The 15,184-nt window shown below is 61.0% G+C and carries 9 protein-coding genes, 1 tRNA gene and 1 pseudogene; 3 read left to right on the forward strand and 8 right to left on the reverse strand.

The genetic code is table 11. The features are described from left to right. Positions 1-45 precede the first annotated feature (45 nt). Positions 46-3,564: an LAGLIDADG family homing endonuclease gene (locus ACSBP4_RS02030; RefSeq protein ID WP_435551228.1), complete on the reverse strand. Its 3,519-nt coding sequence runs from the start codon at positions 3,562-3,564 to the stop codon at positions 46-48. A gap of 86 nt (positions 3,565-3,650) precedes the next feature. Continuing rightward, positions 3,651-4,180 (reverse strand): annotated as a pseudogene (locus tag ACSBP4_RS02035) (DUF502 domain-containing protein). A 243-nt stretch (positions 4,181-4,423) separates the two neighbouring features. On the opposite strand from ACSBP4_RS02035, the gene ACSBP4_RS02040 reads away from it, so the two are divergent. Then, positions 4,424-4,600 carry a hypothetical protein gene (locus ACSBP4_RS02040; RefSeq protein ID WP_006182904.1) on the forward strand — a complete coding sequence of 59 codons (177 nt, stop codon included), beginning with the start codon at positions 4,424-4,426 and terminating at the stop codon, positions 4,598-4,600. A gap of 938 nt (positions 4,601-5,538) precedes the next feature. Here ACSBP4_RS02040 and ACSBP4_RS02045 read toward each other — a convergent pair. The 4 genes from ACSBP4_RS02045 to ACSBP4_RS02060 form a co-directional block, all read right to left on the reverse strand. Next, the gene (locus ACSBP4_RS02045) at positions 5,539-5,679 is read right to left on the reverse strand and encodes a hypothetical protein (protein ID WP_435551229.1); all 141 of its coding nucleotides are present in this window, start codon (positions 5,677-5,679) and stop codon (positions 5,539-5,541) included. Positions 5,680-6,244: 565 nt separating this feature from the next. After that, positions 6,245-8,359, reverse strand: a complete 2,115-nt coding sequence (locus ACSBP4_RS02050) for a tetratricopeptide repeat protein (protein ID WP_435551230.1) — start codon at positions 8,357-8,359, stop codon at positions 6,245-6,247. Between the two features lie 597 nt (positions 8,360-8,956). Then, positions 8,957-9,223, reverse strand: a complete 267-nt coding sequence (locus tag ACSBP4_RS02055) for a hypothetical protein (protein ID WP_435551231.1) — start codon at positions 9,221-9,223, stop codon at positions 8,957-8,959. Between the two features lie 193 nt (positions 9,224-9,416). Then, positions 9,417-9,489: transfer RNA gene (locus ACSBP4_RS02060), tRNA-Pro, on the reverse strand. 82 nt (positions 9,490-9,571) lie between these two features. Between ACSBP4_RS02060 and ACSBP4_RS02065 the strand changes: the two genes are divergently transcribed. Next, positions 9,572-9,823 (forward strand): pro-sigmaK processing inhibitor BofA family protein, encoded by a 252-nt coding sequence (locus ACSBP4_RS02065; protein WP_006182897.1) that lies wholly within the window; start codon positions 9,572-9,574, stop codon positions 9,821-9,823. Here ACSBP4_RS02065 and ACSBP4_RS02070 read toward each other — a convergent pair whose 3' ends face one another. Together ACSBP4_RS02070 and ACSBP4_RS02075 are read right to left on the reverse strand one after the other, a co-directional pair. Further along, positions 9,824-10,516: a DUF7504 family protein gene (locus tag ACSBP4_RS02070; RefSeq protein WP_435551232.1), complete on the reverse strand. Its 693-nt coding sequence runs from the start codon at positions 10,514-10,516 to the stop codon at positions 9,824-9,826. A 110-nt stretch (positions 10,517-10,626) separates the two neighbouring features. Beyond that, positions 10,627-12,693: a DEAD/DEAH box helicase gene (locus ACSBP4_RS02075; protein ID WP_049965427.1), complete on the reverse strand. Its 2,067-nt coding sequence runs from the start codon at positions 12,691-12,693 to the stop codon at positions 10,627-10,629. A 142-nt stretch (positions 12,694-12,835) separates the two neighbouring features. On the opposite strand from ACSBP4_RS02075, the gene ACSBP4_RS02080 reads away from it, so the two are divergent. Beyond that, complete coding sequence (locus ACSBP4_RS02080; protein ID WP_435551233.1) at positions 12,836-15,184, forward strand: methyl-accepting chemotaxis protein; 2,349 nt, start codon at positions 12,836-12,838, stop codon at positions 15,182-15,184.

The following is a 15,184-nucleotide window of genomic DNA, read 5'->3' on the forward strand; positions in this document are numbered from 1 at the left end:
TCGACGCGTAAAAACACTCTCGTCCCGTTCAGCGGCCCCGCTCGATCACGTCGTCCGGAGCGTATTCGTACTCGGTTCGTAGACCTCGCCTTTCTGTTTGAGCTTGTCGATCTCGTGTTCGGCCTTTGACTGGTCCATGCCGATCTCCTCGGCCCGCTCCATGACGATGTCGACCGGCGCACCGTCGTCGTACTCCTCTTCGATGTCCCCGATGAGCTGTTTGAGGTTCTTGATCCGGTCGCGCTGGGACTTCGAGGTGCCGGCCTCGACGATGTCCGCGTCGAACTCGCCGGTCTCGGGGTCGACCCCCACGTCCTGCAGACACGAGCGGACGATCTCGATGACCCGTTCGGCGTCGCTCTGTTCGACCGTATCCGAGAGCCGAACGCGGGCGCTGGCCTCCGAAAGCCGCACCAGCGCCTCGAGCTTGCGGGCCGTGACCGGCACCGCGGCGTCCTCGTCAGTCCCTTTCGAGCGCAGATCGACGTAGAAATCCCGGATCGCGTTGCGGGCCGCCTCGGTCATCCGCGGGTGGCAGTTCTGCTTGGCGTAGGCGATGTATTTCCGCAGGAGTTCGGCGTCGATCTCCGGATCGACCTGGTCGGTCATCTCGTCGATCTCTCCCTGACTGACCTCGAGACTGGACATCTCCTCGCGCTGGGTGGTCAACTCGCCGGCGTAGTTGGTCGTGATGATGTGTTCCGCGAGATTTCGGTCTTTCTCCTCGTCGGGCGTGTCCGTCACGGTAAAGATCAGGTCGAACCGCGAAATCAGGGCCGGCTCGAGGTCGATCTGCTCGCTGATCGGTTCGTACTGATCGAATCGGCCGTACTTGGGGTTGGCCGCGCCAAGCAGCGAACAGCGAGATTTCAGCGTGGCGTTGATGCCGGCCTTCGAGACGGAGATCTTCTGTTGCTCGAGGGCCTCGTGCATGGCGGACCGGTCTTCCGGTCGCATCTTGTCGAGTTCGTCGATGGCGGCGATCCCCTGGTCTGCGAGGACGAGCGCACCGGCCTCGAGGCTCCACTGCTGGCCGTCGCCGAAGTCGTCGCGAACGGCCGCGGCGGTGAGACCCGCCGAACTGCTGCCCTTCCCGGAGGTGTAGACGGCCCGTGGCGCGATGTTCTCGATGTATGCCAGCATCTGAGAGTTGTGCGAAACGATGCCGTTCGAAACGTAGTTGTGCGTCCCTCCGACCTCGAGGTCGTATACCCAGTCGTAATCGGGGTCGACTTCGTCGATGGATTCGATCCGTTCCCAGCAGATATCGCCTTCGGCGAACTGCTTGAGAGCAGTGACGTCCTTTGCTACCGTTCCTCCGTCAGTCAGAACTGCGCCCTCGTTCGGATGTTCACTTTTCGGTAACGCATCTTCGAAAGCCGAAACGATTCGTCGGAGACTGTCTCGGCTCGGATTTCGTGATCCTCGTTCGTAATGCTGGTACGTCGACCGGGGGAGCCCACATTCGGCCTGTGTGAGCGAGAGCGCTTCACGAATTCGTCGAAGCTCCGTTCCGAGATTCGGGATGATGTCGAGATTGGTGTTCCCGTCCGTGTCAGCGTACTGTCGCGCGGTCCGCTGTTTCCGCTGAGTTACGAACCCGATATTGGAAACGTATTTCTCGAATTCATCGCCGCTTATTCTGAGCCGGTAACTCCCGTTCTGTCGGTCGTGAAGCTGTGAACGAATCCCCAGTGAGAGAAGCAGTGTCCTCACGTTTTCGAGGAGTTCACGACTCGTCGAGGCAGCAGTTATCTCTCGCTGAGATTCCGAGACGTGCCCTTCTCCTTCGATGAACGCTTTGAGGAATTCGGATCTGATCGACTCGGTGGTCCGGAAAATCGGATCGGGAACGCATTGATTGTCCGAGGACTGTAGAAGCTGTTCTGCTAATGTGTCGAGGAAGCTTACGAATTCGCCCGCTGAACAGAGCAGTTCGCGTGCGTCCTTGGACTCATGCGGGTCCCGTTCAGTAACATTCAGCCCCAAGTCCGCTAGTGCATTCGCTGCGTCATCTAACACTTCTCTATCGTTGTTCGTAATCGAAACGAAGCCTGTCTGATCGTCTCGCTGCTCGACGTATCCTTCTGCAACGATGTATCCGATTAGACGTGCCAGTGATGGAGTCCATTTCTCGGGCAAATCAAGCTGAACCGCATTTCGGGACTTGGATCGTCGGAAATCAACCTCAAGGGTATCGTCGCTGTTCGTCTCGACACTTCGCGGGGTTGCGATAAACTGTCCCTCGTTGAGTTCATCAGCAACGATCGGCATGAACCGTCCGTCCTGTTGGACGAACAGGGGATGCGACGGTGTCACCTCGAGTTCCCGCCCGCCTGCAGTCCGGAGTCGATACATCCGGTCGGGAGCCTCTCGTTTCCAGACCTTTGTCGCACGCTGTGGATCGATCTCCCCGTTTTCTTGCAAGGAGGGGACGTCGATATCGATCTCGTCGTACCAGCCGTCGTCGATCGGTTTCGGATCGTCGAGGTTCGATTCGACGAGGTCGCGGATGGGCACGTCACGCCCGTCTGCGAGCGTGACCTTCGTATCGCCGCGGACGCACTTCCCCGTCCCGGGGTCCCCGATGAGAAGCATGTGCAGGTCGCCCCGGATCCGCGAGCCGTCGGGCAACTGCTTCGTGACGCCGGAGAACAGCTGGAGGATCATCGAGAGCTTCTCCTGGTCGTAGCCGTAGATCGAGGGGGCGATGGAGGCGACCATCTTCTCGTAGATGTCCTCGGAACTCGAGAGACGGACGATCTCCTCTTTGTCCTCGCCGGTGATGTCCATGTCCTCGAACTGCTCTTCGTCGATCTCGACGGACATGCCCTCCATGTAGAAGTCGAAGACCGGCGACGGATCCTGTTGGTCGCCCTGTTGCTCGAGGCGGAGAACGCCGGTCGCGGAGACGTGGTCGCCGGGGGTGACCTCGCCGGTGATGTCGTCCTCGATGTTGATATCCAGTGCTTGTGGCGTCTCCCCGCCGCGAAGCCCCTCGGGACTCTCCTGGACGCGGAGCTTCTGGGAGTCGACGAACTCGGACTGGTCGAAGTTCACGCGGAAGGGACCCTGCCGCTCACAGCCCTGACATTCGTGGGGTTCCTGGAAGTCGCCGCTGGACTGGGGGACGCGAGTGAGCGTCCCACAGAGCTGGCACTCGAAGGCGGCCTCTTCGATCTTCGGGCGGACGTCGGTGGCTTTGCGGACGATGCCGTGGACCTGCACGAGGGAGTTCATATCGCGGGCGCGGATCTCGCGGATCTCGGGCGACTCCGTCTCCGGGAGGTTCCGCACGCGGACGTGGGCCTGCCCGAGGCTCACGTCGATCGGGAGGTCGTACAGCCGCAGCGCCTCCTCGGCGTATCGTTGCAGCTGTTCGGGCTGGTTGATGAAGTCGTCGGCAAGATCGGGATCGAACCGGTAGAGGTCCTGCCAGTCGACGTGCAGCGACCGCTGCTCGTTGGGGTACTGCTGGGCAAGCTGCTTGATCTCGCTGTCGTAGTAGTTCCGGAAGAACTGCTCGAAAGAGTCGACGAGTTCGGAGTTTCCCGCTTGCGCCATTGCACACCGCTAGGGCCGCCATCGGGTATAAATGGTCGTATACCGGGGCGAAACTGGTTCCGGACAGTCACGTCGCCTGCCGCCACTCAGTCGCCGGACTCGGCCTCGCCGAGGCTGTCGGCGGCCACGCCGAGCGTCGCGATCGACCGGAACGCCTCCTCGACGGTCAGGTCGACCTCGTGGACCTTCTCGGCGGGCATGTGCATGACGTAGCCGTTCGTGGCGGGGTTGGTCGCGAGCGGGACCATCAGCGTCACCATCTCGTCCTCGCCCGCGCTGGCCTCGACCATGGTGGTGTCTCGGCCGTGAGAAAGCCGAGCATGTACGCACCCTCGTGGGGAAACTCGACGAGTTTCACGTCTTTGAACTGGTCGGACTCGTCCTCGACGAGCAGTTTGCTGGCGCGGCGAACGCTCTCGTAGACGGTGCTGACGCCGGGGATCGTCTCCATCGTCGCGTGGACCTGTTTGGAGAGGTAGGTTCCGGGAGTGTATTCGGCGACCAGTCCGACTAGCAGGAAGACCCCGATCACCGACGCGAGCGTCGCGACCAGCGGAATCGTGATGACGACCCCGCTGATGAACAACCGCTTGACGCTCGAGGCAGGATCGGCCATGCGTCCTGTCACTTGCGGTGACGCCGAAACCGTTGGGCTTGCGGGCGGATCAAGCACGGACCTGTTCCGGTCGGAGTGTGTCCCCCGCAGTCATGTGTTTGGCCGCTGAGGGCTCCGGTTCCGTGGGTCGGCGCTCGGCCGTGGCCGCCGGCTCGAACTGATCGTTCTCGCGGACGGTCCGCTTTGGTCCTCCTTCACATTTTGGAACGACAGTGATTGCGATGGAGGGCGTTGTTGTACTCGATGTCGACACACTCCGACCCGACGCGAGCCGCGGTCCGCTGTGAGGGCTGTGGCGTGATCCTCGTCGCGGAAATCACGGGCGACGACTCGATCCGTCCACTCGGCACCAGCGAGGACTGCGTCTGCGGCGACGGGAGTTTCGTTCGACTCGAGCGACCCGCGACGGTCGCGCACTGACCCGGTCTGTCGGTCGGTTCCGTCGCAGTCGGTCTCCGTCCCCTGTCCTCGAGCGTTAATTGGTCACAAACACCAGTGTCCGTGTTCCAGAAATCGAACAGTGTCGTACTGAGCTGATCTGTATGGACATTCGTTTCTCTTCCCCGCATAGACTACATCTATTGCGCTAGTGGGAACCTTTATTATTGAACGGACGATACAGTGGTGTGAGGTGATGACAACGAACACAGACACGACCAATGCAGCACCGACCCGCCCACTGTGGCCATTGTGACCGCTTGTCCATACACCCCTCGTGGTTTGACACTGGACGCCGCTTGTTCCCGCCGTGGAACGTCGCCATCCACGGTCGTTTACCCCGTCTGCGTTTTCGTCTGTCCCATCGAAGCGCCCGCTATCGGTATCTCCTGTTCCCACCGTGATCGTCGGTCGCCGTCGCACTCGAGACCGCGAGACGGTCCCGTCTCGAGCGTTCGATCGCTACCGGCCGGCTCGAGCGACCCCGCCGTTCGGTATCGTGACCGCGATAGTAGCCACTGCAAGTCATTGCACACCCGACCGCACGACGGCTGTGTGATCGGTGTGTAACCGTAGAGTACGGCGATCTGCCCCACCTCTGGACAAGAGTGATTGGTTCCATCGGATGGGTACCAAACCGGGGCAGATCACGCGAATCTTGCAAGCGTTCCTACAAAACCCCTCTCATTTACTGCCGGTGAACGACTCGTCCCCGCGCTGGTACTGGTCTCCTGTCGATACGTGTCGGCGGTTCCGACTCGCGGACTCGTCCACACGGGCCCTCGCTTTTCGGCGCACTATCGTAGCCACTGCAAGTCATTGCACACCAGTTCGCACAGTCGTCGTGCGATCGGTGCGTAAATCGGTTCAGTCGTTACTATCGCTGGTCGATCTCCCACCGGCGGTGCCCGGTCGAAGAATCAGAACCCGAGCGACACCAACCCGTAGTAGTCGGTGACGACATCGACCGCCCCGTACGCTACCGCCAGGATCACAGCCGCACAAAGCAGGAGCAACAGCACGACGAGAGAGACGATATACGTGAGGCTCTCGGAGTCCATACTACTCGATCAGCGACTCTCCGACAAAAACGTGGTGTTGATCCGTTTCCGGGATCGCCTTGGGGTCATCCGGCGCATCTGGGGCACAGCGGACGTAGATCGGACCCTGTAATTTTTCGGTACTGTCGGCCTCGGAGACTCCCAGCAAGGGCCTTTCGCACGAAGCGCGAACCGGTTCTGCCGGCGTTGCCGTCGCTATTGGTCGGATTCACAGACTCGTACACACGCCCCCCGAAATTCGCGTGCTTTCGACTCACTGAACGGCCCCGTTTCAGTCCAACAACGACGGGCCCTCGTGGTCCAGCGTGCAGAACAGTGTCTCGAGTGGTGGCTCGACTCGAGAGATGCACACGCGATGTCGCGACTCGTGTGCATATTCGGGGATCGGATTCTGTCGACGTACATCCACAGGGGCCCGAAGGGAAGGAGGCAGTAGCGGTATACCTCACTACGTCAGTCCGCGTACGTCTCCTTTTGTACATCGTCCACCCACACGATACACTGACGAGGCACGTTGTCGAACCGGATAAAAGGTGGTTACTCGAGAGAACCGTATAGTTGACCGCTACGCCGAGTCTTCAGTATTGTTGTCTTCTTCGCTTACCTGACTGGCATACTCTGGATCCAGTTCAGCGGCGCGCTCGAAGTGTTCTCGCGCCTCCTCAAACTCCTCGAACTCTTCCTCCAGAAGTCGAGCTAAATTATTATGGGCTGTAGCGTACTCAGGATCGATCTCAATAGCACGTTCGAAGTGTTCTCGCGCCTCCTCAAACTCCTCGAACTCTTCCTCCAGAAGTCGGGCTAAATTATTATGAGTTGTAGCGTGCTCAGGATCGATCTCAATAGCACGTTCGAAGTGTTCTCGTGCCTCCTCAAACTCTTCAAATTCCTCCTCAAGGAGACGGGCTAAATTAGCATGGGGTTGAGTGCGATCGGGTTCGACCTCAATAGCGCGCTCGAAGTGTTCTCGCGCCTCCTCAAACTCCTCAAATTTCCATGCGAGAAGATGGGCTAAATTATGGTGGGCTGAACCGTACTCAGGATCGATCTCAATAGCACGTTTGAAGCGTTCTCGCGCCTCCTCAAATTCCTCAAACTCGTCCCCAAGGAGACGGGCCAAATTACTATGAGCTGGTGCGTACTCGGGGTCGCTCTCAATAGCGCGCTCATAGTGTTCTCGCGCCTCCTCAAACTCTTCAAATTCCTCCTCAAGGAGACGGGCTAAATTAGTATGGGATGGGGCGTGCTCGGGATCGCTCTCAATAGCGCGCTCGAAGTGTTCTCGAGCCTCCTCAAACTCTTCAAACTTCCATACAAGTAGATGAGCTAAATTATTATGGGATGGAGCATGCTCGGGGTTGTTCTCAATAGCCTGCTCGTAGTGTTTCCGAGAATTCTCAATCTCTCCAAATTCTTCCTCAATTAGAACCCCTAAATTATTATGTGCTGAAGCGAATTCAGGATCAATTTCAATAGCGCGTTCGAAGTGTTCCCGCGCTTCCTCAAACTCCCCAAACACCTCCTTAAGAAGATGTCCCAACGAGTTACGGACGCGTGCAAACTGATATGAAATGTCGCCTTCGTCCGGTTCCTTCTCGACGATTTCTTCGAGTTGGTCTCTTGCTTTCTCGTATTCGCCATTCCTTCGATAAGAGACAGACTCATCGAAGGCATCAGCCACCGCGAATTCAGTTTGATCTTCTTCCGGGGCATGTATTTGGGCCTCGTCTCGCTTGTTGCTCAGCGCCTCTGCTCGCTCCTCAGCGCGGTCGAGAATCTTGTCGCCGGTCGGCGTCTGCAGTCCATCGATACGCGCAAAGAACTTCGAGAACAGTTCCTCAGAGCCCTCGATTTCGACTCTGAACGTATTTGGTTGCCGTAACAACGTCTCGGCGTACTCGCTTAGTTCATCTTCTTCCCGAACACACCAGAACACACCCTCTCCCGATCGAGTCGCCTCTATCAACGGTTTCATGATTGAATCATCGTGTCCTGCATAGCCGACCACTACCAGACCAAATTCACCAATTGCTTGGACAATTCGATCTTTGATATCTTCTTCCAAATTTTTTGTTTCATTGCCAAGGTTCTTCACATTCTGGTACAAATAATCGCCATGTACCTTGACAATCGTCGGTGTGTCTTCAGTGAGCGAGAACTCTAAAGCAAGGGCGTTGTGATTGACCAGTTTTGGGCGCTCTTCGATGAAATGGTAGAAGGCATCGTACAGCAGATCATCGAAGTTCGGTGTTAACGTAAATGGGACGTACCTCTCTCCATGGTCCTCAGACATCATTGACGCGAGAACGATATGTCCAAACTCGGGCTCAGCACCATCAATTACTTCATTTTCAATGTATTCTCGCCTTTGTTCCTTGGTGGTGTATACCTGTTCGAACCAGAATCCGTATCGATTCTGATCTGGCCCTATTTTTTCTTCTTGTTCCTCAATCCATGCTTCTTTCTCTTGTTTGGGCGACCAGAAGTCATAAGCTTCCGACTGCCAATCATCAATAAGCTCTCCAGAGGTCAAGATCCCCGCAGGTTTGGATGTCCCAGCACCGATCAGAAATCCGTACTGCCCTTTGGAGTCGGTGATCGCTTTTATGAGTTCATCGATCGATTTGTCCTTGATCCTATTGCCAGGAACGCCCTCATCTTCATGACTATCTGTTCCCATTACTCCCAGTAGCGTACAGGAGAGTGATAAAACACACGTAGATCAATACAAACTAACTCGATTGATCCCTGATTCAGCACATTCCCTGTTACATTCGCGCTCTCTATTCAGTATGTCTTCGGAAACCCATATTCATTAGGTGTTTGATAGAGTCGAAATTATATCGTATTTATCCGTAATACCCAGCAGAAGTTCTTATTGTACGAAGACGCTGTCTACGGCAAGCACTGACACAACCAGCAAATTTGTTAATCTAATCGTGTTATATAATACTTTATTTTTACAGCATTATTCAATAAACTATCCTATAACCATGTATCTGGATTATCCTCCGTTTCGCGTGCTTCAACTGGAGATTTTCGCGCGAAGATGGGACGGGGGCGCTGTAATTTTTTGGCGCTGTCGCCTTGGCGACACCCGCCAAGGGGGCTTTCGCGCGAAGCGCGAAACGACCCCGCCGGCGTTGCGGTGCGATCGCGGTGCTGACCCCTGCCCTCGAGCCACTGGCTACAACCAGAGTTGCAGACGAAACCGTGGTAGTCAACCTAACTTGCAGAAAAGAGGGGTCCTGAGAGTGTTGCCACTACCCAGACCGGTTCACCGATCCGCGACCGCGCCGACGAATCCGGTTTCAGTCCCGCCGCCCGGAGTCTTCCAGGTCAGTTCGGCGCTGCGAAGAATCGTCGGATCGTTCCCCGACGTCGACCACTTCTCGAGGCCCTCGCTGGCGATCGTTGCGACGGTCTCGACGCTATCGGCGTTCAATTGCGAGCGGATCGTCTCGATCCGCATCCGGCACGGGTTCCCGTTCTCGTCGCACTCGAGGGCATACGCTTCTCGCGTCTCATTTGGAACTCGAGTCACGCTCGAGAACCTGCGCTCCGCGCAGAACCTTAGAATCCGATCTTGTAGCCACCGCTTACCGATCGGTCACGATAACGGAGGGATCGCCCGGATTTGAACCACGCGAACGGCTCGCTATCGCTCGCCGTTCTCTCGTTCAAATCCGGGCTCGTTCCAATTGCTGCCGCTCACGAAGTTGTTCGCGGCAGCAATATGGGATCGCCCGGATTTGAACCGGGGTCACGGGCACCCAAGGCCCGAAGTATACCAAGCTAACCCACGATCCCGTACCATCCGCTACCGTCCCAACGCCATAAAGCGTTTCGTTACGGTCCGAACGGTTTTGGGGGCTGCCGTGATACCGCCGCTATGACCGGCCTCGAGATTCTGGTGTTGGTGGCAGTCCTTGCACTCGTCCTCGTTGCGGCCCAACTCGTCAGAGCGGCCAGCCCCTTCATCGTCAACGCGATCGTCGGCCTCGTCGTCTTGTACCTCGCCCAGGCGGTCTTCGGCCTCGCGATCGCGATCACGCCGGTTGTCATCGCCATCGTCGCCCTCGGCGGTCTTCCCGGTTCGATCGTCGTGATCGTCCTGTCGGTCCTCGAGATCGCGTTCGTCTGACTATCGGCTGAGGGTTCGCGCGATCTCCTCGTCGGTGGCCTCCGAGTCCGCCGTGGGCTCGAGGTCGTCGCTTGCCTCGTCCTCCCACTCTGCGAGGAGGTCGGCGACTTCCTCGTCGGTCGCTTCCGGGAGCGACTCGTCGGTATCGTCGGCGACGACCTCGTCGAAGATCGTTCCGAACGTCGAGACGACCCGGTCCTCGTGACGGGTGGGATCGAAGTGAAAGTGGGCGTAGGCGTCGACGTTCGCCAGCCGGTTCGTGAGGACGTGTGCGAACTGGAAGACCGCCTCGGGCGAGGTATGTCGGAGGAGTGCGTCCAGCGAGTCGAAACAGACGGCGATATCCTCGTCGGCCTCGGACCAGTGCTTGCAGAACCGACTGACGGCGACGCCGATCTCGGAGAGGTCGGTCGGATCGGTGACCGAGTCGGTGACGACTGTCTCGCCGAAGTCGGGGGACGACTCGGTCCCCGAATCGGCCAGCACGTCCCCGATGGTGAGCAGGCCTCGCTTGCCATCGACGTCGTCCGCGGCCGGTGGCTCCGGTGTCTCGTCCCCGAAGGTCACTATGAGTCGCGCCGTCTCCGCACTCTCGTGACACAGTTGTTCGCAGGCGTCGGGCTCGTCGCAGTCGGGATGGACGAGCAGGAGGTTCGCCGGCGGCTCGATCGCGGCTGGCGTAAGCGGATCCATGATAAGGCCGGGGAGATCCCCGCGTTGGCCTTCGATTGCGCGTTCTCGTTCTTTATGGTTCCGGCCGGATCGAGACCGCGGGCACGGCCGCCGTCACCGATCGTCGACGGTCACAGCTCCGCGTCGCGTAACTCGATGTCGGCGACGAGTTCGTAGGGGTGGGCGTCCTTCCGGATGCCGTCGAGCAGGGTAAACGCTTGGCCGGGCGCGAGGAAGTGTTCGGTGACGACCTGTCCCAGCGGCGTGGGCTCGAAGCCGTCGATGAAGTCGTACTCGAGCAGTTTTCCGATGGCGTGTTTCGTAGGGACTTCGCCGAGCATGCGGTCGTTCAGGGCCTTCGCGGCCTTGCCGCCGACCGCGACGTTCGCGAGGGTCTCTTCGACGGCGGCGGCCTCGTCGTAGTGGGTCATCACGGACTCCATCTCCCCTTTGAGGAGTTTGAACGCGACCTCGTCCTCGGTCATCTCCATCGAGTTGTGGTAGGCGGTGTCGGGTTCGACCAGCACGTACACTTTCCCCTCGTCGTGGTAGTCCGGCCGTCCGGCTCGTCCGAGCATCTGGTGGAACTCCTGGACGGAGAGCCACTCGATGCCCATCGCCAGCGAGTCGAAGACCACCTGCGAGGCGGGAAAGTCGACACCGGCTGCGAGCGCGGCGGTCGTGACGACCGCCGACAGCTCCTGCTCGCCGAACTTGCGCTCGACTTCCTTGCGGCGTTTGTAGTCCAAGCCGGCGTGGTAGGGCGCGGCCGAGTAATCGAGTTTGCGCGAGATTTCGTGACAGCGCCGCCGGGAGTTGGTGAAGATGATCGTCTGCCCCCGGTACCCCTTCGACGATTCCGTATCGAATTCGCGTTTGACGAGCTTGTTCTCGACCCGAACCTTCTCCTGGCCGTCCGCGAAGGTGACGTGGCGTTCGATTGGGACCGGCCGCTCTTCGAACTCGATGAGTGTCGACTCGAGTACCTCGGCGAGGTGTTCGGGGTTGCCGACCGTCGCCGAGAGGTAGACCCACTGCGCGCCGCCGTAGTCGTCGCGGCGCTTCGCGCGCTGCTCGCAGGTGTACTTGAGTCGGGAGATCAGCCCGTCCAGCCGGTGGCCCCGGTCGTCCTCTTTCAGGGTGTGGACCTCGTCGATGACGACGGTTCCGATGTCGCCCATCTCCTTGCCCGTCCGCAGAGCGTGGTCGATCCCCTCGTAGGTGCCGACGATGACGTCGGCCTCGGGATCGAACCGTTCGCCCTCGTCGGCGATCCGGCTCGCGCCCACGCGAATGGAGACGTCGACGAGGTGGCCGTACTCGTCCTGGAAGTCCTCGTACTTCTGGTTTGCCAGCGCCACGAGGGGCACGAGAAAGAGCATCGTCCCCTTATCGTTCAACACGCGGTTGATGCCGGCCAGTTCGCCGACCAGGGTCTTCCCGGTCGCCGTCGCGGAGACGACGAGCTGGTCGTCGCCCTCAAAGAGACCGTGTTCGACCGAGAGGCTCTGGACCGGTAGCAAGGTATCGAACCGGTCCTCGAGTAAGTTCTGCAGGCCTGGATGCAGGTTCAGCGAGTCGGTCCGGACGGGGTCGACCTCGTCGGTCGTCGCCGAGATGGTATCGAACTTCGTCAGATCGGGATCGAGCCGCCCCTTGAGGAGGTTGACGATCCGCTCTAGGTCCTGGACCTCCATCATGAGGTCCTCGAGGCGTTCCTTTGCGGCACCCGAGACCGCGCCACCGCCGGAAAAGGACAGTTGGCGCTCGAGTTCCTGCCGAGCGCAGTCGCGACAGATCCAGTCGTCGTCGTCCTTGACGGCGGTGTCGGTCGTGATCGGCGAGTACCGCCCCGCGCCGGCACAGTACCGACAGGTCCGGACGGTCTTGGTCTTGTCCTCGAGCTGGTAGCCCGCGAGCATCTCCCGCAGGTCCTGTCGGCCCGCGGCGGAGGTCTGTTCGGAGATACGGATCCGCTTGGCTCGGCGGGCCAGTTCGACGAACTCGTCGGGCTGGCGGGGCTCCTCGCTCGAGCCCTGTTTCAGCCGGAACTTCGCGGGGCGTGGCCCGGCCGAAGTCTCCGAGAGTCCGAGTTTTGCGCGGAATAGCCGTTTGCCGTCACGTTCGACGACGACGAGGTAGTCGTCGCCCGTCTCGTGACAGAAGATCGTTTCGACCTGCTGGACCTGCTTCGACACGGAACGGAGTAGGCCGTGACGGTATTTCAGCGATTCGGACTGCGGCGACGGCGATGGCGTCCATATCCGTCGGGACCGATCTATAGCCGTATATATAATTCTTAGCGAGGTACATATCGGGGGCGTCGGAATCCGACGCTGTATGGGGATACTTTCGTGGGAGACCGTGCCGGGAGTCCGCCGCAGCTACGCGCTCCGGTTCTTCGCCGCGCTCGTCGCCATCCTCGTGGTGATCGGGGCGTTCGGGGGCAGTATCTACGCACACACCGGGACCGAACTCGAGTCCGAGGTCGAATCGCAGCTGGTCGGCGACGCGAAACAGGACGCCGATCGGCTCGACATCTGGTTCCAGTCGACCGAACGGCAGCTGGAGTCGCTGCCCAGATCGGCGGCGTTTCGCGGCGACGACCGGGTCGCGATTGCCGATTCGCTCAACCGCCTGACCGACCGGACCGCCGTCGAAGGGGCCTACTACGTCGGGTCGGACGGCACCGTTCACGTCGACGCCGGGACGGACGCGGTCGTCGACGACGACCGGACCGTCAGTCCGGCGGTCGCCGACCGGCTCTCGAACGCGGCGGCGGACGGGTCGCAGGTCGTCTTTTCCGAGGCGTTCGAGACGGGCGACGGGCGACCGGCGATGCTCGCGATCAGTCAGGTCCCGGGCGAGTCCGACCGGGCCCTCGTGGCGCTCGTCGACCTCGAGTCGCTGTCCCGGTACATGGTCGGGGGCGACGACACGAACGAGGTCGTCGTCACCGACGCGAGCGGGACGGTCGTCCTCGCCGAGGACCGCTCGCTGTTGCTCGGAAACGATACGGTCGCGCCGACGGGTGACGGTGACGACGCCGGAACCACGTCGATCGAGGGCGAGGACGACGAGACGCTCGTTGGATACGCGGACCTCGGGAACGCGGACTGGACGCTGACGACCCGCGTGCCGGCCTCGCAGGCCTACTCGCTGCAGTCGGACATCTCGAACTGGATCCTCGCGATGCTCGCGGTCACCTTCGGGGGGATACTCGTCCTCGGCGCGACCGTCGGCCGGTCGACGGCCCGATCGCTCCGGTCGCTGTCCGACCGCGCGGCCGCGATCGAGGACGGCGATCTCGCGGAGCCAGTCGAGTCGGACCGGAGCGACGAACTCGGGGAGCTGCACCGCTCGCTCGATCGAATGCGCCGATCGCTGCGCGATCGCCTCGAGGAGACCGAGGCCGCCCGGACAGAGGCCGAACGGGCCCGTTCGGAGTCCGAGGCGTTCTCCCGGCACCTCGAGCGGACGGCCGACGAGTACGGCGCGACGATGCAGGCCTGTGCCGAGGGCGATCTCACGCGGCGGCTCGAGCCCGATACCGAGAGCGAGGCGATGGCGACGGTCGCCCGCGAGTTCAACGCGATGATGGACGACATCGAGGCGACGGTCGCCGCTGCACGGGCCTTCGCCGACGCGGTCGACGACGCGGCCGCGTCGACGGCCGACGGCGTCGTCGAGGTGCAGTCGGCCTCTCAGCAGGTGACGACGTCGGTCCAGGAGATCGCCGACGGGGCCGAGCGCCAGAGCGACCGGCTCGCGTCGATCAGCACCGAGATCGACGAGCTGTCGACGACGACCGAGGAGATCGCGGCGACCTCCTCGCAGGTCGCCACCCTCGCGGAACGGACCGCGACCACGAGTACCGACGCCCGCCGGGCCGCTCGCCGCGCCATCGAGGGGATGAACGCCATCGAGGACGAGGCCGACGCGGCCGTCACCGAGGTCGACCGCCTCGAAGCGGAGATCGAGGCGATCGACGACCTCCTCGAGTTCATCGGCGGGGTCACCCAGGAGACGAACCTGCTGGCACTCAACGCGAGCATCGAGGCCGCCCGCTCGAGTTCCGACGACGCGGAGTTCACGGCCGTCGCCGATCAGGTCAAGTCACTCGCTGCGGATACCCAGGAAGCCGCCGAAGACGTCGAGGAGCGCCTCGAGCGGGTCAGCCGCCGGACCGAAGCGGTCGCGGCCGTCGTCCGCGAGACCGACGACCGGATCGCCGACCACCGGGAAGCGGTCGAGACCACGGTCGGAGCGCTCGAGGAGATCTCGGACTACGCCGCGGAGACCAACGACGGCGTCCAGGAGATCTCGGCGGCGACCCAGCAACAGGCCGGGGCGACCCAGGGGCTCGTCTCGATGACCGACGACGTGACGGCGATCAGCGAGGAGACCAGCGCGGAGGCGGAGACGGTCGCGGCGGCCGCGGAGGAACAGACGTCGTCGCTTGCCGCGGTGTCCCGGACCGCAACGTCGCTGTCGGACCGTGCGCGGGAACTCTCGGACGCGCTGTCGACCTTCGAGGTCGACGCCGAGCCGGCGGACATCGTTTCGAGCGGGACCGAGGGCGAACCGCCGGCGGTCGACGATTACGCGGCCGACCCGGACGCCGACGAGCGCGGGGTCGCGGACGAATCGTCGGCCGAGCGGCCGTTCGACTGGCTCGAGGCGCAGTAG

The sequence above is a fragment of the Natrinema sp. CGMCC1.2065 genome (genome assembly GCF_051225675.1).
Lineage (GTDB): Archaea > Halobacteriota > Halobacteria > Halobacteriales > Natrialbaceae > Natrinema > Natrinema thermotolerans.